General features: G+C 62.4%; 20 protein-coding genes. 16 read left to right on the top strand and 4 right to left on the bottom strand.

The window, feature by feature from the left end:
* Positions 1-477: 477 nt before the first annotated feature.
* The 5 genes from AC19YS_RS20790 to AC19YS_RS20770 all read left to right on the top strand — a co-directional run bounded on the left by AC19YS_RS20790 (position 478) and on the right by AC19YS_RS20770 (position 6522).
* On the top strand, positions 478-678 hold the full coding sequence (locus AC19YS_RS20790; RefSeq protein WP_500602544.1) for a hypothetical protein: 201 nt from the start codon (positions 478-480) through the stop codon (positions 676-678).
* Positions 679-694: 16 nt separating this feature from the next.
* Positions 695-1411: an MgtC/SapB family protein gene (locus tag AC19YS_RS20785; protein ID WP_119735498.1), complete on the top strand. Its 717-nt coding sequence runs from the start codon at positions 695-697 to the stop codon at positions 1409-1411.
* Positions 1412-1712: 301 nt separating this feature from the next.
* The gene (locus AC19YS_RS20780) at positions 1713-2339 is read left to right on the top strand and encodes a response regulator transcription factor (RefSeq protein WP_106579958.1); all 627 of its coding nucleotides are present in this window, start codon (positions 1713-1715) and stop codon (positions 2337-2339) included.
* Positions 2340-2345: 6 nt separating this feature from the next.
* Positions 2346-5975, top strand: coding sequence for a transporter substrate-binding domain-containing protein (locus AC19YS_RS20775; protein WP_500602542.1), 3630 nt, complete (start codon positions 2346-2348; stop codon positions 5973-5975).
* A gap of 124 nt (positions 5976-6099) precedes the next feature.
* Entirely contained in the window at positions 6100-6522 is a 423-nt protein-coding gene (locus AC19YS_RS20770; RefSeq protein WP_106579960.1) for an ANTAR domain-containing protein, read from the top strand.
* Here AC19YS_RS20770 and dkgB read toward each other — a convergent pair.
* The 3 genes from dkgB to AC19YS_RS20755 all read right to left on the bottom strand — a co-directional run bounded on the left by dkgB (position 6519) and on the right by AC19YS_RS20755 (position 10064).
* The gene (gene dkgB / locus AC19YS_RS20765) at positions 6519-7337 is read right to left on the bottom strand and encodes a 2,5-didehydrogluconate reductase DkgB (protein WP_119735496.1); all 819 of its coding nucleotides are present in this window, start codon (positions 7335-7337) and stop codon (positions 6519-6521) included. The two genes, AC19YS_RS20770 and dkgB, sit on opposite strands and share 4 nt — an antisense overlap.
* A gap of 205 nt (positions 7338-7542) precedes the next feature.
* The gene (locus AC19YS_RS20760) at positions 7543-8121 is read right to left on the bottom strand and encodes a cupin domain-containing protein (protein ID WP_200624924.1); all 579 of its coding nucleotides are present in this window, start codon (positions 8119-8121) and stop codon (positions 7543-7545) included.
* The gene (locus AC19YS_RS20755) at positions 8109-10064 is read right to left on the bottom strand and encodes an oxidoreductase (RefSeq protein WP_500602541.1); all 1956 of its coding nucleotides are present in this window, start codon (positions 10062-10064) and stop codon (positions 8109-8111) included. The genes AC19YS_RS20760 and AC19YS_RS20755 overlap by 13 nt, the downstream gene beginning before the upstream one ends.
* A 131-nt stretch (positions 10065-10195) precedes the next feature.
* Between AC19YS_RS20755 and AC19YS_RS20750 the strand changes: the two genes are divergently transcribed.
* From AC19YS_RS20750 to AC19YS_RS20700, 11 genes are all read left to right on the top strand, one after another.
* Positions 10196-10954 (top strand): class II aldolase/adducin family protein, encoded by a 759-nt coding sequence (locus AC19YS_RS20750; protein WP_500602540.1) that lies wholly within the window; start codon positions 10196-10198, stop codon positions 10952-10954.
* A 41-nt stretch (positions 10955-10995) separates the two neighbouring features.
* Positions 10996-11634: a TetR family transcriptional regulator C-terminal domain-containing protein gene (locus AC19YS_RS20745; RefSeq protein WP_106579972.1), complete on the top strand. Its 639-nt coding sequence runs from the start codon at positions 10996-10998 to the stop codon at positions 11632-11634.
* A 148-nt stretch (positions 11635-11782) separates the two neighbouring features.
* On the top strand, positions 11783-12574 hold the full coding sequence (locus AC19YS_RS20740; protein ID WP_500602539.1) for an enoyl-CoA hydratase/isomerase family protein: 792 nt from the start codon (positions 11783-11785) through the stop codon (positions 12572-12574).
* 26 nt (positions 12575-12600) lie between these two features.
* The gene (locus tag AC19YS_RS20735; RefSeq protein ID WP_500602538.1) at positions 12601-13761 is read left to right on the top strand and encodes an acyl-CoA dehydrogenase family protein; all 1161 of its coding nucleotides are present in this window, start codon (positions 12601-12603) and stop codon (positions 13759-13761) included.
* Between the two features lie 18 nt (positions 13762-13779).
* Positions 13780-15888: an acetate--CoA ligase family protein gene (locus AC19YS_RS20730; protein ID WP_500602537.1), complete on the top strand. Its 2109-nt coding sequence runs from the start codon at positions 13780-13782 to the stop codon at positions 15886-15888.
* Positions 15878-17485, top strand: coding sequence for a 5-guanidino-2-oxopentanoate decarboxylase (locus tag AC19YS_RS20725; RefSeq protein WP_500602536.1), 1608 nt, complete (start codon positions 15878-15880; stop codon positions 17483-17485). Before AC19YS_RS20730 ends, AC19YS_RS20725 begins: the two co-directional genes overlap by 11 nt.
* Positions 17486-17504: 19 nt before the next feature.
* Positions 17505-19091 carry an ABC transporter substrate-binding protein gene (locus AC19YS_RS20720; protein WP_500602535.1) on the top strand — a complete coding sequence of 529 codons (1587 nt, stop codon included), beginning with the start codon at positions 17505-17507 and terminating at the stop codon, positions 19089-19091.
* Between the two features lie 149 nt (positions 19092-19240).
* Positions 19241-20200 (top strand): ABC transporter permease, encoded by a 960-nt coding sequence (locus AC19YS_RS20715; protein ID WP_500602534.1) that lies wholly within the window; start codon positions 19241-19243, stop codon positions 20198-20200.
* Positions 20201-20203: 3 nt separating this feature from the next.
* Positions 20204-21031 carry an ABC transporter permease gene (locus tag AC19YS_RS20710; RefSeq protein WP_106579980.1) on the top strand — a complete coding sequence of 276 codons (828 nt, stop codon included), beginning with the start codon at positions 20204-20206 and terminating at the stop codon, positions 21029-21031.
* A gap of 2 nt (positions 21032-21033) precedes the next feature.
* Positions 21034-22653 carry an ABC transporter ATP-binding protein gene (locus AC19YS_RS20705; protein ID WP_169366337.1) on the top strand — a complete coding sequence of 540 codons (1620 nt, stop codon included), beginning with the start codon at positions 21034-21036 and terminating at the stop codon, positions 22651-22653.
* Positions 22654-22662: 9 nt separating this feature from the next.
* Positions 22663-23364: an NAD(P)H-dependent oxidoreductase gene (locus AC19YS_RS20700; RefSeq protein WP_119735481.1), complete on the top strand. Its 702-nt coding sequence runs from the start codon at positions 22663-22665 to the stop codon at positions 23362-23364.
* 123 nt (positions 23365-23487) lie between these two features.
* Here AC19YS_RS20700 and AC19YS_RS20695 read toward each other — a convergent pair whose 3' ends face one another.
* Entirely contained in the window at positions 23488-24567 is a 1080-nt protein-coding gene (locus tag AC19YS_RS20695; protein ID WP_500602533.1) for a 3-deoxy-7-phosphoheptulonate synthase, read from the bottom strand.
* Positions 24568-25186: the final 619 nt, after the last annotated feature.

Genomic DNA, 25186 nt, shown 5'->3' with positions numbered 1-25186 from the left:
ACTTTCCTACGGTTTACTCACGCGAAAACGCGGCGTAAACTCCGCGCGTTTTCATCAATAGCGGAGACCCTCAGTGGGTACTTGTTCGAGTGACAGTTGTCGGCCGGTTTCAGTAACCGGCACATCCTTGGCAAGATAACGCGCATTCTTCCTGTGCCGTTGTCTCGCCTGAAAAAAGCGAGAAGCGGCATTCCGGCAGCGGCCAGTCCTGGCACCTGCCTGCATCCCTCTCATCGACGCTGACCAGCACCTGAAAGCATTCAGGCTGCTACGGACGCGCCTGCCTTTTACGGTGGGCGGGCCAAGCTGACTGTGCCGGTCAAACCGGCGCGGCGCAGACGGTCGTACCTGCACGAAGGTTTCCTCGCGCAGGAGTTACACCATGCATCTCATACGGCTCAGGGCGTTCTTCGCCGGCTTGCTGCGGACCGGGCCTGTCGCTCGTGCGAGGGTGTCAGCACCCGTAATGCCACTGCCTTGCGCGTGCAGTACGGTCTCAATGAGGTCGAGCACGAGCAGGCCGCTGGTGTGGCGAGTGCCCGCGTGGCACCCATTCAACCGGCTGCCGACCCGGACGCTGATCGTGCGCATGATCCGCACCTCGAACATCCCGTTTCTGCACCGTCGCTGACCCAGGCGGGGAAGGGTTTCTATATCTGTAAGTTTGGCTGGCAATAAACAGGGAGGATTTCCTATGCAAGCAATCAACAACATCAACCTCAATTCCTTGGTCGATACGGTCGTCAGCCTCAGCGCGGCGTTTATCCTCGGTGGCTTGATCGGCTTCGAGCGTCAGTACCGCCAACGCACGGCGGGTTTGCGCACCAATGTGCTGGTGGCCGTGGGCGCGGCGATTTTTGTCGACATGGCCAACCGGCTGGGCGGCGCGGAAGGCGCGGTTCGGGTGGTCGCGTATGTGGTCTCGGGCATCGGCTTTCTGGGCGCTGGCGTGATCATGCGCGAAGAAGGCAACGTGCGCGGTCTCAACACTGCCGCCACCCTCTGGGCCTCGGCAGCCGTGGGTGCTTGTGCGGGCGCCGACCTGATCCTCGAAGCGCTGCTGGGCACGCTGTTTGTGCTGGCGGCCAACACGCTGCTGCGCCCGATCGTCAACAACATCAACCGTCAGCCTTTGGACGTGGTGTCGGCAGAGGTGACCAACATCCTCTATGTCATCGCGCGGCGCAGCCAGCAACAGGCGGTGATGGTGTTGCTCGAAGCCGAGCTGGCGCGCTGCAACTACCCGGCGAGCGACGTTGACGTTCGGCCATTTGGCAGTGAGGAAGTGGAGATCGAGGCCACCCTGGTCGCGACCTCGGTAGACGGCGACGAACTGGATGCGCTGGTAGCGCGTATTTCCACATCGACCCTGGTGGTGCAGGCCTTCTGGAGCCCGAGTACCACTGATTGACCGGCGCGCCTCACGCATGACCAGGCGCTGGCTTGGTCATGTTTCGTGAGGAAAAGTCCTACATACGCTTGGGACTATCCCTTCCGATGAAACGTCATTTCGTTGCTAAGGTTGCGCGCTTGCAGCTAGCCGGCGGCATCGGTTTGGCTGTACGTGTTCGGCCAGTTTCAATCGAAGGGACCAGGAACAGCCTGGTTATTGTCCTGAGTAGGTGCAGCACCGCTGGTCGGCACTGTCATTTCTCACAGGTACCTGTGTCCCGTGTCATGTGTAAGGGTACTTATCCTCTCAGGGGAGTTTTATGACTAAAGCGCTAATAGTTGATGATCATCCGTTTATCCGTAAAACCGTCCGGCACCTGCTGACACTGGAAGGTTTCACCGAAATCGATGAAGCGGGCAACGGTGCTGATGCTGTGCAGAAGGCCAGAGAGGGGCGTCCGGCATTGATCATTCTTGATTTGGCCATCCCGAAGCTGGGGGGGCTTGAGGTGATCAGCCGGGTCAAGGCGTTGGGGCTGCCGTGCAAGATTCTGGTACTGACTTCGTACCTTCCGGAGTTTTTTTCGGCGCGTTGCATGCGTGCCGGGGCCATGGGGTTCGTGGCCAAGACCGGTGAGCTCGATGAGCTGCAAAAGGCTATCAAAGCGGTGATGTCCAACTACAGTTGCTTCCCCAGCTTGCCGAGCAGTTCGGTGCGCCGTGACGATCTGCAGTCCACGGAACAGGAACTGGTGCAAGCCCTGTCCGATCGCGAGTTGGCGGTGTTGCAGATGCTGGCCCTGGGCTTGGGCAATAACGAAATTGCCAATCAGATGTTACTCAGCCACAAGACCATCAGCACCTATAAAACGCGACTCAAGGAGAAGCTGCGCATGTCGTCTGTGGTCCACATGGCCAAGTTTGCACAGCGTAATCATCTGATCTGATTCGACATGATCCTTGCGCCGATGCGACGGTTCATCATTGCGCTGTTGATGGGCGTGCTGCCGATGATGGCCAGTGCTCTTGATCAGCCGCAAAACCTGCGCCTGCTGGGGCACTCCAGCCTCAATGGCCACTCCGTAACGCTGGGCGAAGCCGACTGGCAGTGGTTGCGGGGGCGGCGTGTGTTGCTGATGGGCGTTTCCGCGCCCGACTACGGGCCCTTCGAACTGACCAACAACAACGACGAAATCGAAGGCATCACGGCGGACTATGCCGGGTTGCTCGCCCAGGCGCTGAATATCAGCGTTGAAGTGCGGCGCTACGACACTCGCGATGAGGTGCTCGAAGCCCTCAAGCAAGGCGCCATTGACCTGCTTGGGACGTCCAATGGTTTTGAGGCGGGCGACCCGCAACTGGTGCTTTCGCGTTCTTACGCCAATGACCAGCCGGTGCTGGTTACCCGCACCGGCGACAGCCAATCCCTGAGTGTCGGCCTCGCAGGCAAGCGCATCGCCATGCTCTATCACTACATGCCGCCCGACGTGGTTGAGGCTTTTTACCCCAAGGCCCACGTGGAGCTGTTTCCGTCTATTTTCGAAGCCATTGGCGCCGTCGCGTTCGGTCGCGCCGATGTCTACCTGGGCGACGCCATCTCTGCCAATTACCAGATCAACCGCAACCACTTGAACAATGTGCAAATGGCGGATTTTTCCACGCTGGAATCCAACTCCTTCGCCTTTGCCGTGCTCCGGGACAACACCCGCTTGCTGCGCATCGTCAACACTGCGCTGAGGGCCATCCCGGCGAACGAACAGATGGAAATATTGCGTCGCTGGAACGGTGACAACCTGGGCCTGCTCGGTGCCGAGCGGTTGCACTTGAGCACCAGTGAGCAGCGTTGGCTGGAGAAACACCCGCGGGTCAGGGTAGTGGCGTCCGAACAGATGCTGCCGTTGGCGTCCTTTACCGCACAAGGGCGACTGGAGGGTTTGAGTGCCGATGTACTGTCGCGGATCAGCCTGCGTACCGGCTTGAAGTTCGATGTCGTGTCCGGCGGCTCGATGCCTCAGCAGATTGACGCGGTCAGCACAGGCCGCGCCGACATGATGGCGGTGGTAACGCCCAGTATCGAAGGCTCTGATCAGGTGCGCTTTACCCGACCCTACCTGACCAACCCGGTGGTGCTGGTCACCCGCAATGACGACCCTGGCACGATGACCCTGGAGGACATGGTCGGCAAGCGTCTCGCGATCAGCAGTGGCAATGCCGTGCGCGACGTCATCAACCGCGATTACCCGGGGATTAACTTTGTGGCGGCGCGAAACCCCACCGAAGCCATGGCGCTGGTGGCCAGCGGCGCTGCCGAAGGGGCAGTCAACTCATTGATCAATGCGCGTTACCTGATTGCCCAGCAGTACCGCGACCGCTTGCGCGTGACCAGTACCGTCGGCGCCGAGCCGGCACGCATGACGTTCGGCGTCAATCGCGGCCAGCTGGAGCTGTACTCGATACTCGACAAAGCGTTGCTGAGTATCCCTCCGCAGGAGATGGATGAGCTGGTCAGCCAATGGCGCACGGATGTGATCATTGAAGACCATTGGTTGCGTCACCGCAGCGCGATCATTCAAGGCTTTGGCCTGGCGGCGTTGTTGCTGCTGATCACCTCCGGCTGGGCCATTTACCTGCGCAGCCTGATCCGCAAGCGCGCGCAGGCGGAACGGGCGTTGAGCGACCAGATGCGTTTTATGGGCGTATTGATCGACGGCACGCCCTATCCCATTTATGTGCGCGACCGCCAGGGCCGGCTGATGGCGTGCAACAGCGCTTACCTGGACGTGTTCGGCTTCAAGGCCGAGGCAGTGATCGGCAAGACCGTGATAGAAGCCGACAGCGGCAACCCTGCGCAGTCGCGGTCCTTCCATGAGGATTACCTGCGGTTGATGGCGCGCGGCGAGCCGCAGATCAATGACCGGCTACTCACGTTGCCGAGTGGCAAGGTGCTGACCATTTACCACTGGATGCTGCCGTACCGTGATGGGGACGAAAACGTGGTGGGCATGATTGCCGGCTGGGTGGATGTGAGCGAACGCCAACGGCTATTGGGCCAGTTGCAGGAGGCCAAGGAAGACGCCGATGCCGCCAACCGCGCCAAGACCACGTTTCTGGCAACCATGAGCCATGAGATTCGCACGCCGATGAACGCGGTGATCGGCATGATTGAACTGGCGCTCGCCAACGCCGAACAGGGGCGCGTCGACCGCGATGCCCTGGAGGTCGCCTCGGTTGCGTCGCGCGGCATGCTGGAGCTGATTGGCGATATTCTGGACATTTCCCGGATCGAATCCGGTCACTTGTCCCTGACCCTGGCGCCGGCCAATCTGCATGAATTGCTCACCTCGGTGGCTCGGGTGTTCGAGGGGCTGGCGCGAACCAAAGGCCTGGCGTTGCAGGTGGAACTCGACCCGCTGATTGATTATCCGGTGCTGATCGACTCCTTGCGGTTCAAGCAGGTGGTGTCCAACCTGCTGAGCAATGCGATCAAGTTCACGGCCCAGGGCCAGGTACGTCTGGGCGGGCGCAGTGCATCGGGGTCTGACACTGGCCATCTGGACCTCGTGTTATGGGTGGAAGACACCGGCATTGGCATCAGCAGTGAAGACCAGCAGCGTCTGTTCAACCCGTTTTTCCAGGGCAGCAACACCGAACAATCAGCGCGCAGCGGCTCGGGGCTTGGGCTGGTGATCAGCCGCAGCCTGTGTGAAATGCTGGGCGGCACGCTGCAGTTGAGCAGTGTGCCCGGGCAGGGCACGCGCGTGGACATGACGTTGACGTTGACCAGGGCCACCGCAGCGCCGGTCGAGCGTGCCGGGCCGGCGCCAGTGGCCCGACCGGGCCGTGTACTGAGCATTTTGGTGGTCGACGACTACCCGGCCAATCGCTTGCTGCTGGCGCGCCAATTGCGCTTTCTGGGGCATCGCATCACCCTGGCCGAAGACGGTGTGCAAGGGCTTGAATGCTGGCAAGCCGAGCACCCGGATGTGGTGATCACCGATTGCAACATGCCCCTCAAGAATGGCTACACCTTGGCGCGTGATATCCGCGCGCAGGAGCGTGCGCAAGGCTTGGTGCCGTGCTTGCTGCTGGGCTTTACCGCTAACGCGCAACCGGAGGAAACCGAGCGCTGCCGACAGGCAGGCATGGATACGTGCTTGTTCAAACCCGCAGGTCTTGAGGACTTGCGCTCGGCACTGGCTGCGCTTGCGACCAGCCCAGGGGTATCAGACGTTGAGCAGGCATTTGATTTGAGCGCCCTGATCACGCTGACGGGGGACGATGACGCGGCGCTCCATGAACTGTTGATACCCTTGCTCTCAAGCCTTGAGGCAGACCGCACGCTACTGCCGGTGCTGCACCGCCAATTGAATTTTCACGAACTGCATGACCTCGCCCACCGCGCCAAGGGCGGCGCACGGCTGGTCAGGGCGCACACGCTGATAACCCGTTGCGAAACGCTCGAGGAGGTATGTCAACGCCAGGAGGGCGACGCGTTGGGCATGGCGGTTGAAGCGGTAGGCGAAGCCCTCGACGATCTGCATCGGCGGCTGAGCAGTTTTACGCTCGGCGCTGAGCGCGGTTGATGGCCGTTCAGTGGATTTGGGAGAACTCCTACATCAAGGGGGAACATACCTGATTTTGTCTTCGGGATATGTCTGGAAAATGGGCCACGCTCACTGACGAGCACAGCCTGCCCAGGGGTTTGCCATGCCGAACAAAGCACTGACCATCCTGATTGCCGATGAACAGCACCTGCAACGGCTGTACATCGAAAAAATGCTCAACCAACTGGGGTACCACCGGATTGTTCCGGTGCAAACCCTTGAAGAAGTTGAGGTTCTTACCGCCATCCCGGCCGAGCCATTCGACGTACTGATCATTAATGCGGGGTTGGCGGCCCAGGCCGGCGAGCCGCAGCCCCAGGTGCGCCATGTACTGGTCTATGACCATCAGGACCTGGATATTCCAGGCGGGGTACCGCCGACGCTGCTGGTCCGGCTGCCCGGCATGCCGGACACCGTCAACCTCGAGCACTTCATGGACATCATCGACCCGCCCGAGGCCCACCGGGGCCTGCGGGTATTGCCGTGGCTGCGGGAGCTATCCCGCACGCCGGCGGCCGGGGTTTAGTCCCACTTCGGGGCGATGCCTTTAGGGCTGGTCAGGCGATGGCCGCGCTCCAGGCCGGCGATCTGCGCCATGTCGGCGGCGCTCAAGGTCAATTGCAGGGCCTTGAGGTTGCTGTCCAGATTGGCGCGCTTGGTTGACGACGGAATCACCGCATAGCCCAATTGCATGGCCCACGCGAGGGTCACTTGCGCCGCAGTGGCTTGGTGGCGTTCGGCGATCTGCTGGATTACCGGGTCTTTGAGCACTTCGCCGTAGGCCAGGGTCATGTACGACGTAATCTGGATACCGTGGGCGGTGGCGAAATCCACCACCTTCTGGTTTTGCAGGTAGGGGTGCAGTTCGACTTGGTTGGTGGCGATGTTTTCGGCGCCCACCGCAGCAATCGCCTGCTTCATCAGGTCGATGGTGAAGTTGGAAATACCGATCTGGCGCGTCAGGCCCAGGCGCTTGGCTTCCAGCAACTGGCCCATGAATTGGGCGACAGGCACCTGGTCTTCCGGCGACGGCCAGTGGATCAGGGTCAGGTCCAGGTAGTCGGTCTTCAGTTTGCGCAGGCTTTCACGCAGGCTGGGAATCAACTGGCCTTCGGCGAAATTGGCGATCCAGATCTTGCTGGTGATGAACAGTTCATCACGTGGCACGCCGCTGGCTGCAATGGCTTGGCCGACATCCGCTTCGTTCTCGTAGATCTGCGCGGTATCGATGACCCGGTAGCCCAGTTCCAGGCCCGTGCTCACAGAGTCGATTACCACTTGGCCTTGCAGGCGGAAGGTGCCAAGGCCGAAGGCGGGAACGTTTTGCGTAGGGATAGACATCTGTAACTCCTGAAGGGGGGTGAACAATGGAGTCGAGTATCCACCCGACGTTCCTTTGGAAAAACCGCCGATCCCGAAAAGGACTCTTTACCAGAAGTCACGAGTGTCGCCGCGATAAAAAATGCGGCTTCACTTGCCACAGGTGGGCGCCGCACGGTATTCCAGAACACCCATTCACACCGCGCCGTTTATCAACGCAAGCGGCTCAAAACGTTGGCGGCGTAATCACCCAGATGACTCGCGTCTCTACCTTGCCCGGGTTGCCATAGCGATGCGGTTCGCTGCTGGCAAAGCTGAAGCTGTCACCGGCATCCAGCACAAAATGCCGATCGCCCACCCACAGCTCAAACTGCCCGCTCAACACATAGCCCGCTTCCTCGCCTTCATGGCTGTAGCTCTGCTGGCTGTAGGCGCCGGGCGGAAAGCTCGATTGCAGCATTTCCAGTTGATGGTTGGGCAACGGTGTCAGCAATTGGTCGACGATGCCATCTTCATAGCGAATGCTCTGGCGATTGTTCTGGCGCACCACATAGCCTTCATCCGCCTCGGCGGGCATGCTCTGACTGGCGAAAAACCATTGGGTCGTCACCCCGAGGCTGCGGGCGATGTTGAACAGCGCCGGGATCGACGGGTACGCAAGATTTCGCTCCAACTGGCTGAGATAGCCGGCGGTCAACGCGCTGCTGCGAGCCAGTTCGGTCAGTGTCATGCCACGCGCCTTGCGCAAACCACGGATGCGCGTGCCGAGAAACAGTTGCTGCGGTTCGTCGTTCAAAGGTTCCATGCGATCTTGAGTCCTTCGTAAATCGCCTCTTCGGCGGTGCGCGGTGCGAGGCAGTCGCCGATGCGCTCAAAGGGCACCCGCCCCGCCAGTTCTGCGCCCAGAGTGTCCACTGGCTGATGCCCCTGGCACAACACCAGGCTGTCGATATTTTCCAGCAGCATCGGCTCGCCACTGGCGGTGTGTTGCAGGTAGACGGTGTTGTCGTCGCAGCCGTACAGACGCGCATAGGGGATGATCGGGATGCCCAGTCGATGCAGCTCTCCCGCGAGTTGATCGCGGACGTACAGCGGCAGGTTTTCCCCGCAGTGGGTGCCGTTCACCGCCAATTGCACGTGATGGCCAGCGCGTACCAGGCGCTCGGCAATACCGGGCCCGATCCAGTCGCAACGCCAGTCGACTACCACCACCGAACGCCCCAGCGTGACTTGATCGCGCAACACCTGCCAGGCGTCCACCACCTGCAACGCTCCATCTTGCTCGAAGGCCGGCCAATAGGGCTCGGCGCCGGTGGCGATGATGACGTAATCGGGCTGCGCCTGTTCCACCAGCGCACGGTCGACGCGGGTATTGCGCACCACGCGAACACCCGCCAGCGCCATCTCGCGTTGCAGGTTGGTGCTGGCGCCACCGAATTCACTGCGTCGTGGCAGCAACTGCGCCAACAGGACCTGCCCGCCCAATTGCGCACTGGCCTCATACAACGTTACGTCATGGCCGCGTTGCGCGGCCACGGCCGCCGCTTTCATACCGGCCGGGCCACCGCCGACCACCATGACGCGTTTGCGCGTCAACGCCGGCTGCAGGCGACTGAAGCTCAGCTCGCGCCCGGTTTCAGGATGCTGGATACAGGAAATCGGCAAACCCTTGTGAAAGTGCCCGATGCACGCCTGGTTGCAGGCGATGCATGCGCGCACATCTTCGACGCGGCCTTCGAGGGTTTTGGCGGGCATCAGCGGGTCGCAAATCAAGGCGCGGGTCATGCCGCACACATCGGCCTGGCCGCGCGCCAGGATCAACTCGGCCTCCTGAGGCTGATTGATCCGCCCGGTGACAAACAACGCAATCGACAGGCTGGCCTTGAACCTGGCGGCTTCGTCCGCGAGGTACGCGGCAGCAATGGCCATGGGCGGCACGATATGGATCGCACCGCCCGTTGACGCCGACGTGCCGGCGACGATGTGCACATAGTCCAGTTGAGTTTGCAGGCATAGCACGGCTTCCAGGGATTCGCTTTCGGTGAGCCCTTCGGCATCGCGCTCGTCCGCGCAAATACGCAGGCCGATGATGAAATGCTCATCGGTCGCTGCTCGTACCGCCGCAAGCACTTCCCTCAAAAACCTCAGACGTTGCTCAAGCGCGCCGTTGTATTGATCGGTACGCCGGTTAACCCGTGGGTTGAGAAACTGCGCCGGCAGGTAGCCATGGCTGGCAACCACTTCCACCCCGTCAATCCCCGCCTGATGCAAGCGCCTGGCTGCTGCTGCGTAGCCGGTGACGATCTCATCGATCATCGCGTGATCCAGCGCCCGAGGCATCACCCGAAACCGCTCGTTGGGCACCCCCGACGCGGAGTACGCCACTGCCAGCAAACCGTCTGCCGACTCCATGATTTCGCGGCCAGGATGAAAGATCTGCGACAGCACCACAGTGCCGTGGGCATGGCAGGTCTGGGCCAATTCGCGGTAGCCCTCGATGCAGGCGTCGTCGGTGGCCATCAGCACATGCGAGGTGTACCGCGCGCTGTCATGCACCCCGGCCACCTGCAGCACAATCAGCCCCACGCCGCCTTCGGCTCGCGCACGGTGATAGGCGATCAACTGCGCGTTGACTCGGTTGTCGGTGGGCATCGAGGTGTCATGCCCGCTGGACATGATGCGGTTTTTCAGGCGTTTTCCGCGCAGCTGCAACGGCGCGAACAGGTGAGCAAAGGCGGGGTGCGACATGGTGCGGGTACTCCAGGCGCTGTTATTGTTATTTTTCTATAGGAGGCGAGCGCCAGTAAAAAATCAACTTGTTTTTTTACTGGCGCCTGGCTTAGCGTCGCCTTCACCAACCGCGTGCCTGGAGAATAAAAATGACTGACTCCGTCGAGAAGCAACTGCGCGAAGAACTCGCCGCCTGCTATCGCCTGATCGCGCACTACCGCATGAGCGACTTGATCTTCACCCACATCTCGGTGCGCATTCCCGGGCCTGAGCATCACTTCCTGATCAACCCATACGGGTTGATGTTCGATGAAATCACTGCCTCCAGTCTGGTCAAGATCGGCCTGGATGGCCGCGCGGTGGAGCCGTCGGCCTATGCGGTGAACCCGGCTGGTTTTGTCATCCACAGCGCCATCCACGGTGCGCGCGAAGACGCCCAGTGCGTGCTGCACACCCACACCCGTGCGGGCTGCGCCGTGGCGGCGCTGGCGTGCGGGTTATTGCCGGTCAACCAGATCTCGATGGAGTTCTACGGCAAGGTCGCCTACCACGATTATGAAGGCGTCGCCCTGGACATGGCCGAGCAGCGCCGGCTGGTGCACGACCTGGGCGACAAGCCGGTGCTGATGCTGCGCAACCATGGTTTGCTGACGGTGGGCGAGACGGTCAGCCAAGCGTTCCTGCGCATGTACTACCTGGAAAAGGCCTGCGATATCCAGATTGCTGCCCAGGCTTGCGGCGCATTGATCCTGCCGCCCGCCGAGGTCTGCGCCCACACCGAACAGCAATTCAACAACCCCGGTCGCGCGCTGCAGGAAGGCGAATTGACCGATCCGGACGCCACGCAGTTGGCATGGGCGGCGTTGCTGCGGAGGCTCGATCGCGTGTCGCCCGGTTACAGGGACTGATGTAGAGTCGTGCAGCCGACTCAACCGAAGGACATCGCCCCATGACCCAGGAATCCCGTTTTTCCAGGATGGAACCGCAATTGCGCAAGGCCAATCTGGTCCAGGCAACGCTGACGTGCCTCAAGCGCGACGGTTTCCAGGGGGCATCGATCCGTAAGATCAGCGCCGAGGCCGGGGTGTCGGTCGGGCTGATCAGCCACCACTATTCGGGCAAGGATGAGCTGGTGGCCGAGGCTTACCGCACGATCACCGGCCAAGTCATGAGCCTGCTGCGCGAGACCATGGCCAAGGCGCCGCCCGAGCCTCGCGAGCGCCTGTCGGCGTTGTTCCGGGGGTCGTTTTCGCCTGAATTGCTCGACCCGCAACTGCTCGATGCGTGGCTGGTGTTCTGGGGCGCAGTGAAAACGGCGCCCGCGATCAACCAGGCCCACGAACACTCCTACGGCGAGTACCGCACCATCATGCGCTGCGCCCTGACCGACATGGCCAGGGAAGAGGGCTGGCAGCAGTTCGACGCCGACCTTGCCGCCATCGCCCTCAGCGCCTTGCTCGACGGTTTGTGGCTGGAGTCGGGGCTCAACCCCGGCACCTTCACACCGGAGCAGGGCATCCAGATTTGCGAGGCGTGGGTCGATGGCCTGCAAAGCGGCGGTCGCCAGCGTTACCTGCTCAAACCCTGAGCCTCTCTCGCCGCCTGAACGCAAGGTTCAGGCGGCTATTTCCCGTCTGAAAATATTTGCAGTTTGCCGATTGCCTCCTTGCTGAACACTCGTTTAGTATCTCGCCATGTCGCACCCCTCACGCCAATTAAAATAATTCGAGGAAGCCATGACTACCGATTCGCCCGTGCTCACCGATGTGCAAGCAGGCGTTGCCTGGATCACCCTCAACCGTGGTCCCCAGCGCAATGCTCTGGATATCCCAACCCTCAAGCACCTGCATGCCTTGCTCGACACCTTCAACCGCGACCCCGGCGTGCGCGTGGTGGTGTTGACCGGCAGCGGCCGCAGCTTCTGCGCCGGCGCCGACCTGGCGGAGTGGGCCGAAGCCGAATCGCGTGGCGCCCTGGAAACCTACGGCTGGACCGAAACCGCCCACGCCCTGATGACCCGCCTGCACACCCTCGACAAACCCACGATTGCTGCGATCAACGGCACGGCGGTCGGCGCCGGCATGGACCTGACCTTGTGCTGCGACTTGCGCATCGCCGCCCAATCGGCGCGCTTCAAGGCCGGCTACACCAGCATGGCTTACTCGCCGGATGCCGGTGCCAGCTGGCACCTGCCGCGCTTGATCGGCAGCGAACAAGCCAAGCGCCTGCTGTTTCTCGATGAGCTGTGGAGTGCCGACCGCGCACTGGCAGCCGGCCTGGTCGGTGAGGTGGTCGCCGACGAGCAACTGCACGCCCACGCTATGGCGCTGGCCTGCCGCCTGGCCAATGGCCCGACCTTCGCGTTCGCCCAAACCAAGACGCTGATCCGCGAAGGCGCCGCCCGCAGCCTGCCCGAGCAATTGCACGCCGAACTGGCGGCTGGCCTGTTGTGCGGGCGCAGTGTCGATGGCGCCGAAGCCCTGCGCGCGTCCATGCAAAAGCGTTCACCGAATTTCTGCGGCCAATAACAACAACACCCCGAGCAGGTAGCGCCATGAATTTCCAATTCAGCCAAGAACAAGACATGTTGGTGGACGCCGTACGCAGCTTTGTCGCCAAGGAGTTGCTGCCGCACGAAGAGGCGGTGGACCGTGCCGATGAGGTGTCGCCCGAGCTTGCCGCGCAGATCCGTGACAAGGCGATTGCCGCCGGTTTCTATGCCTTCAACATGCCCGAAGAGGTGGGCGGTGGCGGCCTGGACTACCTGTCTCAGGCACTGATCGAGCGGGAGCTGTCCAAGGTCTCGTGGGCACTGCATGTGTTCGTTGCGCGGCCTTCGAAAATTCTCATGGCGTGCACCGGCGCGCAGATTGAGGACTACCTGTTGCCGTGCGTGCAGGGCAAGAAAATCGACTGCTTCGCGCTGACCGAGCCGGGTGCCGGTTCTGACGCCAACGCCATCAAGACCCGCGCCGTGCGCAGCGGCGATGACTTCGTCATCAACGGCAGCAAGCACTTCATCAGTCATGCCGGCCACGCCGATTTCGCCATCGTCTTTGCGGTGACCGACACCTATGAACACAACGGCCGTCAGCGCAATGCGGTGACCTCGTTTCTGGTCGATCGCGGCACGCCCGGCATGACCATCCGCCGTGGCCCCAAGTGCGTGAGCAACCGTGGTTATCACACCTATGAAATGTTCTTCGACGACTGCCGCGTGCCCGCGTCCAAGGTGCTTGGCGAGGTCGGCAAAGGCTGGGACGTGGCCAATGCCTGGCTCACCGCCGGGCGCGTGATGGTCGCCGCCAACTGCGTCGGCCAGGCTCAGCGCGCGCTGGATGTGTCGCTGCAATGGGCCGCCGACCGCAAGCAGTTCGGCCAGCCCATCGGCACCTACCAGGGCGTGAGTTTCAAACTCGCTGACATGGCCACGCAGATTCGCGCCGCCGAGCTGCTGACCCTGCACACCGCCTGGAAGATGGACCAGGGCAGCATGACCGACGGCGAGGCCGGCATGGCCAAGCTGTTTGCCAGCGAAACCCTGGGCAACGTCGCTGATGAAGCCGTGCAGATTTTCGGTGGCATGGGCTTGATGGACGAAGGGCCGGTGGAGCGCATCTGGCGCAACGCACGCATCGAACGGATCTGGGAAGGTACCTCGGAAATCCAGCGCCATATCATCGCCCGTGAACTGCTGCGGCCGCTGTTGCGCTGATCGGCGCGGAGAACGCTTATGTCCCAGGCTATTCGCGACAACCTCAAGCGCCTACTGGCGCCCCGGCACCTGGCCTTCGTCGGTGGGCGCAGCATGGCGCGCGCGCTCAAGCGCTGCGCCGACGGCGGTTTTACCGGGCCCATGTGGCTGGTCAACCCGCAGCACGACAGCCTCGACGGTATCCCGTGTGTGCGCCGCATCGCCGATTTACCCTGCGGCCCGGATGCGGTGTTTATCGCCACCAACCGTGAACTGACGCTGACCTGCGTGGCGGAACTCGCCGCCATCGGCACCGGCGGCGCGATTTGCTACGCCTCGGGTTTTGCCGAAACCGGGGCCACCGGCCTAGCCCTGCAACAGCAGTTGCTGAAGGCCGCGGGCGACATGGCATTGCTCGGTCCCAACTGCTACGGCCTGCTCGATTACCTGCACAGCTCGGCCCTGTGGCCGGTGGCCCATGGCGGCAAAGCGGTGCACAAGGGCGTGGCGGTGCTGACCCAGAGCGGCAACTTCGCCTACAACCTGTCGATGAGCGACCGCTCGCTGCCGGTGGCCTACATGGCGTCGGTGGGTAACCAGGCGCAACTGGGGGTGGCCGAACTGATGGACGTGTTGCTCGATGAGCCGCGCGTCACCGCCATCGGCCTGCACCTGGAAGGCTTGAAGAATGTGCCGGCGTTTGCTCGCGCGGCGCACAAGGCCCTGGAAAAAGGCATCCCGATCATCGCGCTGAAAACCGGCGTGTCGCAGATTGGCGCCGAGCTGGCGTTGAGTCATACCAGCTCGCTATCCGGTTCGGACGCGCTGTACGACAGCCTGTTTGCACGGCTGGGCGTGATTCGCGTCAGCGGCCCGGTGAGTTTTGTCGAAACCCTGAAAGCCGCCGCGTGCGGCCATCTGCCGGCGGGCAATCGCCTCATCGCGCTGGCTTGTTCCGGCGGCGATGCAGGGCTGATTGCCGACTATGCCGAGCGCAACCACCTGGCCCTGCCAGAACTGGACGAAGGCCAGCGCGGCGAGCTGGCGCAGGTGTTGCCCAGCTACGCCAACCTGGTCAACCCGCTGGATTTCACCACCGCCATCTGGGGCGACCGCGACGCACTCGGCAGCATGCTCGACACGGCCCTGCGTACCGACGCGGATGCGGCCATGCTGGTGCTGGATTACCCGGCTGAATTCACCGGCGAGCGCAAGGAATGTGACGTGCTGTTGGCGCTGTTCTGCGACGCGCTCGCGCGGCATGGCAAGACCGGCTTCGTCACCTCGGCCTTTCCCGAATTGCTGCCGGCCCATGCACGCGAGCGTCTGCATGCCCAAGGCATCGCCGCGCTGCAAGGCGTGGAGGACGCGTTCGCCGCGTGGGGCCGCATCGCCGACTACCAAAATAATCGTCGCGTGTTGCTCGAGCGCGGCGAATCGATCCTTGCGCCGCTGTGCCCGCAACCCCTTGAAAGCCAGGGTTTGGCGCTGGATGAGTGGGCGTCCAAACAAGCCTTGCGCGCCTTCGGCCTGAATACGCCGGCTGCTGTATTGAGCACGCCGGGGCGGGCGATCGTGGACGCCAAGCTGTTGGGCTACCCGTTGGTGCTCAAGGCCGTCAGCGCTGATTTGCCGCATAAAACCGAAGCGGGTGCCGTGGCACTCAACCTCGAAGACGACGTGGCGCTGGCGACCGCACTCGAGCGCATGCGCGGGCAAATCGCCGCGTACGCACCGGGTGTCGCCTTCGATCAATTACTGCTGGAGTCGATGGCAACCCAGCCGTTGGCGGAGCTGATCGTGGGCATCAAGCGTGAAAACGACTTCGGCCTGGCCTTGGTGATTGGCGCTGGCGGCATCCTCGTGGAGTTGCTCAAGGACAGCCGCAGCCTGTTGTTGCCGACCACCGACGGCGCGATTCGCAACGCGTTGCTCAGCCTGCGCAGCGCGGCGTTGCTGCAAGGCTTTCGTGGCCGTGAGGTGGCGGATATGGACGCGCTGGTCGCGGCCATCCGCGCGGTGGCCGACTACGCCTGCGCGAATGCCGGGCGGTTACTGGAACTGGATGTGAACCCATTGCTGGTCAATGCCCACGGCGCCACGGCGGTCGATGCATTGATTCGCCTAGGAGATGGTCATGCACGCTAAAACAATCACCGGCGGCCAAGCGCTGGTGCGGTTGCTCGCCAACTATGGCGTCGACACGGTATTCGGCATTCCCGGCGTGCACACGCTGGAGCTGTATCGCGGCTTGCCCGGCAGCGGCATTCGGCATGTGCTCACGCGCCATGAACAAGGCGCAGGTTTCATGGCCGACGGCTATGCGCGGGTCAGCGGCAAGCCGGGCGTGTGCTTTGTGATCACCGGCCCTGGGGTCACCAATGCGGCAACCGCAATCGGCCAGGCTTACGCCGACTCGATCCCGATGCTGGTGATTTCCAGCGTCAACCACACCGCCAGCCTTGGCAAGGGGTGGGGCAGCCTGCATGAAACCCAGGACCAGCGCGCAATCACCGCGCCAATCACGGCGTTTTCGGCGGTGGCGTCAAGCGCCGAGGATTTGCCCGAGCTGGTCGCGCGTGCCTACGCGGTGTTCGACAGCGAGCGGCCACGGCCGGTGCATATCTCGGTGCCGCTGGATGTGTTGGCGGCGCCGATTCAAAGGGACTGGAGCAATGAGGTAGTACGCGGTTCAGGGCGTGGCGTGCCAATGGCCGAGGTGCTGGATCAGGCGGTGGCCAAGCTCGCTTCGGCCAAACGGCCAATGATCATTGCCGGCGGCGGCGCGCTGGCGGCGGGGGAGGCTTTGCAGCGCTTGAGCACGCAACTGGCGGCGCCGTTTTTTACCAGTGTCGCGGGCAAGGGTTTGGTGCCGGTCAATGACCCGCTGAATGCCGGTTCAACCCTGTGCGTCGAACCCGGCTGGCAACTGATCAGCGAGGCCGATGTGGTGCTGGCGGTCGGCACGGAAATGGCCGACACCGATTACTGGCGTGAGCGCTTGCCCATCACTGGTGAGCTGTTGCGCGTGGACATCGACCCACGCAAATTCAATGATTTTTACCCGTGCACGCTGGCGCTGCACGGCGATGCCAACAGCACTGTGCTGGCGTTGCTGGAGCGCTTGCCGACGGCGCCGCGAGACGCTGAAGCGGCAATCAAAAAAGTCGCCACATTGCTCCAGGCCGTTGAGCTGGGACACGGGCCCTTGCAGTCGATCCACCAAGCCATCCTCGACCGCGTCGAGGCCGAACTGCCCGCCAATGCTTTTATCAGCACTGACATGACTCAACTCGCCTACACCGGCAACTATGCCTACCGCAGCCGCACCCCGCGCAGCTGGCTGCACCCCACCGGCTACGGCACCTTGGGCTATGGCTTGCCGGCGGGCATCGGCGCCACGTTCGGCGCGCCTCTGCGGCCAGGGCTGGTGCTGGTGGGCGACGGCGGCTTCCTCTACACCGCCCAGGAATTGGCCACTGCCGTTGAAGAGCTGGACAGCCCGCTGGTGGTGCTGCTGTGGAACAACGATGCCCTCGGGCAAATTCGCGATGACATGCTCAGCCTCGACATCGAGCCCATCGGCGTACTGCCGCGCAACCCGGATTTCGCGCTGTTCGCCCAGGCGTTCGGGTGCACCGTGAACCAGCCAAAGAACCTGGATGAATTGCAAACGGACTTGCGCAACGGCTTCAAACGCAATGGCGTGACCTTGATCGAGTTGAAACATGCCTATGCCTGTTGACCTTTAGAGGAGCAAGACCATGAGCGAAAACAACAACAAAATGACTCAAGCGATGCACCGACGGGACTTCCTCAAACACAGCGCCGTGGCCGGCGCGGTGGCGGCGGCGTTTTCCATGGGCCTGCCCTTGCACGCCTTCGGCGAAGACGCAGCGCCCAAGCCGGGCGGCGTGCTGCGCCTGGGCCTGGCCGGCGGCAGCACCACCGATTCGCGCGACCCCGGCTCCTGGGTCGACACGTTTACCTTCGTCGGCTTCTCGGCGGTGTACAACACCCTGACTGAAATCGCCGTGGACGGCAGCGCAATCCCCGAACTGGCCGAGCGCTTTGAGTCCACCGCGGACGCGCGCGTGTGGACCTTTCACTTGCGCCAGGGCGTGACCTTCCACAATGGCAAAACCCTGACCGCCGAAGACGTGGTGGTGTCGATCAATCATCACTTGAGCAAGGACTCCACGTCGGCGGCCAAGACGGTGCTCGGTGATGTCGCCAGCGTCAGCGCCAACGGCAACGACGCGGTGGTGTTCGAGCTGCATTCGGGCAACGCGGATTTTGCCTATGTGGTGGCCGATTACCATTTGGTGATCATGCCCGCCAAGGACGGCGCCGCCGATTGGCAGGCCGGTGTAGGCACCAGTGGCTATCGCCTGAAAAGCTTCGAACCCGGCGTGCGCATGGACCTGGAGCGCAACCCCGATTACTGGAAACCCGGTCGCGCACACTTCGCCAGTGCCGAGTTGCTCGCCATCGCCGACGGCGCCGCGCGGGTCAATGCGCTGGTCACCGGGCAAGTCGATGTGATCAACAAAGTCGACCTGAAAACCGTGGCATTGCTCAAGCGCAACCCAGGCTTGGTGATTGAAGAAACCAAAGGCGCCCAGCACTACACCTTCCCGATGCTGTGCGACAGCAACGAGTTCAAGAACAACGACATTCGCATGGCCATGAAGCACGCGATCAACCGCGAAACCCTGCTGGCGTCGGTGCTGCATGGTTATGGCCTGGTGGGCAACGACCACCCGATCCAGCCGGGCAGCCGCTTTATCAACGCCGCGCTGGAGCAGCGCGCCTACGACCCGGACAAGTCGCGCTTCTACTTGCGCAAGGCCGGGGTGGAGTCGCTCAAGGTGCGCCTGCAAGCTTCCGACGCGGCTTACACCGGCGCGGTGGACGCCTCGGTGCTGTTCAAGGAACAGGCGCGCCAGGCCGGTATCGACATTGACGTGGTGCGCGAGCCGGCCGACGGCTACTTCTCCAATGTGTGGATGAAGCAGCCGTTCACCACCTCGTTCTGGTACAGCAGCCTGACCGCCGACCGCATGTTCAGCATCGGCTACGCCAAAGGCGCGGCGTGGAACGAAACCCACTGGGACAACGCGCGCTTCAACCAACTGCTCACGGCCGCGCGTGGCGAGATGAACGCGCCACTGCGCCAGGATATGTACAACGAAATGCAGGCCCTGTGCCGGGACGATGGCGGCGCGATTGTGCCGCTGTTCGCCAGCTCTGTGGCGGCGCGTTCGAACCGCGTCAGCCATGGGCCGCTGACCGCGCCTTATGGTGAGTTGGATGGGCTGCGGCTGATTGAGCGCTGGTGGCAAGCCTAGAGCCCTACTAACAATGAAGATCAAATTGTGGGAGCGGGCTTGCTCGCGAAAGCGCTCTGTCAGTTGACACATGTAGTGGCTGGCACACCGCTTTCGCGAGCAAGCCCGCTCCCACATAGGGTTTGTGGTGTTTCAGGAGCAATGCACCCATGAATAGTTTGTTGAAGCTCATCCTCCAACGTCTCGCCCTCGGCGTGCTGTCGTTGTTCGCGGTCTCGGTGATCATCTTTCTCGCCGTGGGCATGCTGCCGGGCGATATTGCCCAGGCCATGCTCGGCCAGTCGGCCACGCCGGAAACCGTGGCGGCGTTTCGCGCGCAGTTGGGCCTGGATTTGCCGCCGTTCACGCGCTTTGCGCAATGGCTGTTGCGCCTGCTGCACGGCGATCTGGGCGCTTCACTGGCCAACCAGCGGCCTATCGCCGAGCTGATCGGCGCGCGGTTGGGCAACACGCTGAGCCTGGCCGCCCTGGCGGCGTTGGTCTCGGTGCCCACCGCGCTGGTGCTGGGCATGTTGGCGGCGCTGTACCGCAACAGCTGGTTTGATCGCCTGCTCAACACCACGGCGTTGAGTGCCGTGTCGTTCCCGGAGTTCTTTGTCGCCTACCTGCTGATCCTGGTGTTTTCGGTGAAGCTCGGCTGGTTTCCCAGCCTGTCCAACCTGGCACCGGATGCGTCGTTCGCCACGATCCTTGAGCGCTCGGTGTTGCCGGTTGCAACACTGAGCCTGGTGGTGATCGCGCAGATGATGCGCATGACCCGTGCCTCTTTGATCAACCTGCTGGCCAGCCCCTACATCGAAATGGCCCGGCTCAAGGGCATTCGCCCGTCGCGGATTATCTGGCGGCACGCGTTGCCCAATGCACTGGCACCCATCGTCAACGTGGTGGCGCTCAACCTGGCGTACCTGGTGGTGGGCGTGGTGGTGGTCGAAGTGGTGTTTGTCTATCCGGGGCTGGGGCAATTGCTGGTGGACTCGGTGTCCAAGCGCGACATCCCGGTGGTGCAGGCGTGCAGCCTGATCTTTGCCGCCACCTACATCCTGTTCAATACCTCGGCGGATGTGCTGTCCATCGCCAGCAACCCACGTCTGATGCACCCAAAGGGGTAGACCATGAGCCTGTTGAGCCACGTGGCCAGGGCGCCGTTGAGCGCCAAGTTCGGCCTGCTGATCATTGTGTTGTACATCGCGGTGGCGCTGTTTGCGCCGCTGCTGGCGCCGTATGGCGAAACCCAGGTGGTGGGCGAGGGGTTCGCGCCCTGGAGCGGTCAGTTTTTGCTGGGCACCGATAACCTCGGGCGCGATATGTTCAGCCGCCTTGTCTACGGCGCGCGCAATACCCTGGGCATCGCCTTCCTGACTACCACGCTGGCGTTCCTGCTGGGCGGTTTGAGCGGCTTGGTCGCCGCCATCAAGGGCGGCTGGATTGACCAGGGGCTGTCGCGGGTGGTGGATATTCTGATGGCAATCCCGCAGCTGATTTTTGCCTTGCTGATCCTCAGCGTGGTGGGCACCAACGCGACGTCGCTGGTGGTGGTGATTGCGCTGCTGGATTCGACGCGGGTGTTCCGCTTGTCGCGCGCGGTGGCGATGACCGTGGTGGTGCAGGATTTTGTCGAAGCCGCACGCCTGCGTGGCGAAGGCTTGTGGTGGCTGGTCAGCCGCGAAGTACTGCCCAACGCTGCCGCGCCGTTGATTGCCGAATTCGGCCTGCGCTTTTGCTTTGTGTTCCTGTTTATCAGCGCGTTGTCGTTCCTGGGCCTGGGCATTCAACCGCCCACCGCCGACTGGGGCAGTATGGTGCGCGATAACGCGGTGTTGATCACCTTCGGCGACATCAGCCCGTTGCTGCCGGCGCTGGCGGTGGCCTTGATTACGGTCAGCGTGAATTTTGTCGTCGACTGGATGCTGCATACATCCAGCGGCCTGAAGGAGTGTTGAGGATGGACAGGCCATTGCTGGAAATCCGCAACCTGCAGGTTGAAGGGCATTACGAAGACGCCTGGCACCCGCTGATCCAGGGCATCGACCTGACCTTGCAACGCGGCGAAGTGCTGGGGCTGATCGGCGAGTCGGGCGCGGGTAAATCCACCCTTGGCCTGGCGGCGATGGGGTATGCGCGCGACGGTTGCCGCATTGTCGGCGGCTCGGTGTGTTTTGACGGCATCGCGTTGCTGCAGGCCAAGCCTGAGGCCTTGCGCAAGCTGCGTGGTTTGCGCATCGCGTATGTGGCGCAAAGCGCGGCGGCGTCCTTCAACCCGGCGCACCGCCTGATCGATCAGCACGTGGAAACCGCGGTGATCAACGGCGGTATCAGCCGCGCCCAGGCCGAGCGCGAAGCGGTGGAGTTGTACCGCGTGCTGCGCTTGCCCAACCCCGAAACCATTGGCCAACGCTATCCGCATCAAGTGTCAGGTGGGCAGTTGCAGCGGGTGATGACGGCGATGGCGATGGCCTGCCACCCGGACTTGATCATCTTCGACGAACCCACCACCGCCCTCGACGTCACCACCCAGATCGAAGTGCTGGCAGCCATTCGCGACGCGGTGAAAACCTTCGGCAGCGCCGCGCTGTATATCAGCCACGATTTGGCGGTGGTGGCGCAGATGGCCGATCGCATCATGGTGCTGCGCCACGGCAAGCTGGTCGAGGAAGCCGACACTCGCAGCATGCTCAGCCAGCCGCAGCAGGCGTACACCCAATCGCTGTGGGCGGTGCGCAGCTTTCGCACCGAGCCCAAGGCGCGCCCGGCCCAGGACGTGCCGCTGCTGGAGGTGCGCCAGGTGTGTGCCAGCTACGGGCATCAACCGGTGCTGCATGAGGTGTCGCTGCAGCTGCATCGCGGCCAGACCCTGGCGGTGATCGGCGAATCCGGCAGTGGCAAAAGCTCTACCGCGCGGCTGATCACCGGCCTGCTGCCCGCCACGGCGGGGCAGGTGTTGTACGACGGCGAGGCGCTGCCGGTGGATTTTCGGCGGCGCAGCAAGGAGCAGTTGCGGCGTATCCAGATGATCTACCAGATCCCCGACACGGCGCTGAACCCGCGCCAGCGCATCGTCGACATCATCGGCCGGCCACTGACGTTTTACCTGGGCCTCAAGGGCAAGGCGATGCGCGCGCGGGTGGCCGAGCTGCTGGAGATGATCGAACTGGACCCGGAGGTGTTCATGGAGCGCCAACCGCGCGAGCTGTCCGGCGGGCAGAAGCAGCGCATCTGCATCGCCCGTGCACTGGCGGCCGACCCGCAATTGATCATCTGCGACGAAGTCACCTCAGCCCTCGATCAACTGGTGGCCGAAGGCGTGCTGAAGTTGCTCAACCGCCTCCAGCAGCAACTGGGTGTGGCTTACCTGTTTATCACCCACGACGTCGCCACCGTGCGCGCGATTGCCGATGAGGTGGTGGTGATGCAGCGGGGCAGGGTGGTTGACCAGGGCAGCCGCAGCGCGATTTTTACCCCGCCTTACCAGGACTACACCGGCCTGCTGTTTTCGTCGGAACCGGAAATGGACCCGGACTGGCTCGATCATTTGCTGGCCCAACGGGCGGCGCCCACCGTTTGAGGAATTCACATGAAGGTTTTGATTGTTCACGCCCATCCTGAACCGCAGTCCTTTACCGCCGCCTTGCGCGACCAGGCGGTCAGCACGCTGCAAGAGCAGGGGCATGCGGTGCAGGTCAGCGACTTGTACGCCATGCAGTGGAACCCCGTAGCGTCGGCGGCGGATTTTTCGACACGGGAGAATCCTGACTATTTGGTGTACGCCCTGGAGCAACGGCTGGGGGTGAAGAAGCAGTCGATCGCGGCGGATATCCAGGGCGAGTTGGACAAGCTGCTGTGGGCTGACCTGCTGATTCTCAACTTCCCGATCTTCTGGTTCTCGGCGCCGGCGATGCTCAAGGGCTGGATCGACCGGGTGCTGGTGTCGGGCGTGTGTTACGGCGGCAAGCGTTTTTACGATCAGGGCGGGCTGGCGGGCAAGCGGGCGCTGGTCACGGTGACCCTGGGCGGGCGTGAGCATATGTTTGGCGAAGGCGCTATTCACGGGCCGCTGGAGGAGATGTTGAAGCCGATTCTGCGCGGCACGCTGGCGTATGTGGGGTATGAAGTGCTGGCGCCGTTTGTGGCGTGGCATGTGCCGTATATCAGCGACGAGGCGCGGCGGGAGTTTCTGTTGGGGTACGCGCGGCGGTTGCAAGGTCTGGCGCAAGAGCAGCCTTTGATATTCCCGAAATTGGAACAATTCGATGAGGCGCTATACCCACTTTCCTGAGTCCAGCGCTGTTCAAGTGTGGGAGCTGGCTTGCCGGCGATTACGGTACATCAGCTAAAGATCTGTAGCCTGATACACCGCTATCGCAGGCAAGCCAGCTCCCACATTTAGGAGCCGCTTCTGTCAGTTGGCGTTGTGTTGTTCCCGCAACCGCTCTGCCGCTGTGCGCAACAACTGTTCGGTGCCGTCCCAGCCCAGGCAACCATCGGTCACCGACACGCCGTATTTCATCGATGCGCTCAACGGCTGGCAACCTTCGAACAGATGGCTTTCGAGCATCATGCCGATCAGCGAGGTGTCGCCTTGCAGGCGTTGTTCCAGCACGTCGTTGAACACGGCCGGCTGACGCAGCGGGTCTTTGCCGCTGTTGGCGTGGCTGCAATCGACCATGATCCGCGCCGCGACCTTGGACTTGGCCAAATCGTGTTTTACCTGCGCCACACTTTGCGCATCGTAGTTTGGCCCACCGTGCCCGCCGCGCAGCACCAGGTGCGTGTCGGGGTTGCCCGGGGTCTGGATGATTGCCGGATGGCCCTGGCTGTCGACGCCGAAGTGGCGGTGCGGGTGTGACGCCGAGCGCATCGCGTCACAGGCAATCGCGACGCCGCCGTCGGTGCCGTTCTTGAAGCCGACCGGCATGCCCAGGCCGCTGGCCATTTCGCGGTGGATCTGCGACTCGGTGGTGCGTGCGCCAATGGCGACCCAACTGAGCAGGTCATCGAAGTAGCCGGCGGCCATGGGTTGCAGCAGCTCGGTGGCGACCGGCAGGCCCAGGCGCAGCATTTCACGCATCAGTTGGCGCGACAGGGTCAGGCCTGCGGCCATGTCATCGCTGCCGTCCAGGTGCGGGTCGTAGGCCAGGCCTTTCCAGCCGATGGTGGTGCGCGGTTTTTCCACGTAGGCGCGGATCACCAGCAGCATCTGGTCGCTGACTTCAAGCGCCAGTTTCTTCAGATTGCGCGCGTATTCCATGGCCGATTCGGGGTCGTGGATCGAACACGGGCCGACAATCACCAGCAAACGGGCATCTTCACCGTTAAGGATGGCGCGCACGGCTTGGCGATGGGCGTGGATCTGTTCGTTGAGGAAGGGGCTCAGGGGCAACTGGTGCTTGAGTTCAAGCGAGCTGGGCAGGCGCTGGGTCAGGGCTTCATTGGCGCTGGACAGGTTGGCAACAGGCAAGGCGGCGGTGGCAGAGTTCATATTCAAGGCTTCCTGGGCAAGCGGCGGGCGATTCCCGCGCGCTCTGCCCTACTGGGGTGTTCGACAATTGGCCGTATTGGCTACGTGTGTTGGCTTGCCACCAATAGGTGACCGATCGGAGGCGGCAGGCTGTCCCGAACGGAGCTTGCTAAATCGCCATGCAGTGCAGGTGTCGTAGCGGTAATAGGTGGCGTAGTTCATGTCGTGAGTCCTTTTAGTGTTCGGTGTGAAGCAAAATAAGTAGGGGCTGAAAAAACAAAACCCCCGGTCGGGGAGCCGACCGGGGGTTAGATTTCTCTGGTAGGCGACCCCTTGAGTAGTGGGCGCCGATTTCAGGTATCAGGCGCGCCAGTGGCTAAACCAATACCCAAAATAAAAGCTGACCAGTGCGCTCGAACCGTTCACGCGGGTAGCCGATACCGAGCGCGGGGCGCTGGCAGCAGGGCAAACCTGAGTGTGGGTGAGTTGCAACATGGTGTGTCTCCAGATGATGGGGGGAGCTTACTAGAGGCACGCGGGTGGATTCAATCAGTAATTTCTATCGCCTGAGGTACTTACGGCTATGGGGTGAGTGTCGATATGCTGCTGACACTTAGATATTGATGGCTTGGACGCGACC

It is taken from the genome of Pseudomonas sp. MF08831 (genome assembly GCF_059862645.1).
Note: the sequence above shows the minus strand (reverse complement) of the source record. Positions and strands in the feature narration are given on the sequence as shown.

Excerpts from the sequence above, each read along its gene's own strand:
- AC19YS_RS20785 (WP_119735498.1), top strand. The coding sequence starts at position 695 with ATGCAAGCAATCAACAACATCAACCTCAATTCCTTGGTCGATACGGTC.
- AC19YS_RS20780 (WP_106579958.1), top strand. The coding sequence starts at position 1,713 with ATGACTAAAGCGCTAATAGTTGATGATCATCCGTTTATCCGTAAAACC.
- AC19YS_RS20775 (WP_500602542.1), top strand. The coding sequence starts at position 2,346 with ATGATCCTTGCGCCGATGCGACGGTTCATCATTGCGCTGTTGATGGGC.
- AC19YS_RS20770 (WP_106579960.1), top strand. The coding sequence starts at position 6,100 with ATGCCGAACAAAGCACTGACCATCCTGATTGCCGATGAACAGCACCTG.
- dkgB (WP_119735496.1), bottom strand. The coding sequence starts at position 7,337 with ATGTCTATCCCTACGCAAAACGTTCCCGCCTTCGGCCTTGGCACCTTC.
- AC19YS_RS20760 (WP_200624924.1), bottom strand. The coding sequence starts at position 8,121 with ATGGAACCTTTGAACGACGAACCGCAGCAACTGTTTCTCGGCACGCGC.
- AC19YS_RS20755 (WP_500602541.1), bottom strand. The coding sequence starts at position 10,064 with ATGTCGCACCCCGCCTTTGCTCACCTGTTCGCGCCGTTGCAGCTGCGC.
- AC19YS_RS20750 (WP_500602540.1), top strand. The coding sequence starts at position 10,196 with ATGACTGACTCCGTCGAGAAGCAACTGCGCGAAGAACTCGCCGCCTGC.
- AC19YS_RS20745 (WP_106579972.1), top strand. The coding sequence starts at position 10,996 with ATGACCCAGGAATCCCGTTTTTCCAGGATGGAACCGCAATTGCGCAAG.
- AC19YS_RS20740 (WP_500602539.1), top strand. The coding sequence starts at position 11,783 with ATGACTACCGATTCGCCCGTGCTCACCGATGTGCAAGCAGGCGTTGCC.
- AC19YS_RS20735 (WP_500602538.1), top strand. The coding sequence starts at position 12,601 with ATGAATTTCCAATTCAGCCAAGAACAAGACATGTTGGTGGACGCCGTA.
- AC19YS_RS20730 (WP_500602537.1), top strand. The coding sequence starts at position 13,780 with ATGTCCCAGGCTATTCGCGACAACCTCAAGCGCCTACTGGCGCCCCGG.
- AC19YS_RS20725 (WP_500602536.1), top strand. The coding sequence starts at position 15,878 with ATGCACGCTAAAACAATCACCGGCGGCCAAGCGCTGGTGCGGTTGCTC.
- AC19YS_RS20720 (WP_500602535.1), top strand. The coding sequence starts at position 17,505 with ATGAGCGAAAACAACAACAAAATGACTCAAGCGATGCACCGACGGGAC.
- AC19YS_RS20715 (WP_500602534.1), top strand. The coding sequence starts at position 19,241 with ATGAATAGTTTGTTGAAGCTCATCCTCCAACGTCTCGCCCTCGGCGTG.
- AC19YS_RS20710 (WP_106579980.1), top strand. The coding sequence starts at position 20,204 with ATGAGCCTGTTGAGCCACGTGGCCAGGGCGCCGTTGAGCGCCAAGTTC.
- AC19YS_RS20705 (WP_169366337.1), top strand. The coding sequence starts at position 21,034 with ATGGACAGGCCATTGCTGGAAATCCGCAACCTGCAGGTTGAAGGGCAT.
- AC19YS_RS20700 (WP_119735481.1), top strand. The coding sequence starts at position 22,663 with ATGAAGGTTTTGATTGTTCACGCCCATCCTGAACCGCAGTCCTTTACC.
- AC19YS_RS20695 (WP_500602533.1), bottom strand. The coding sequence starts at position 24,567 with ATGAACTCTGCCACCGCCGCCTTGCCTGTTGCCAACCTGTCCAGCGCC.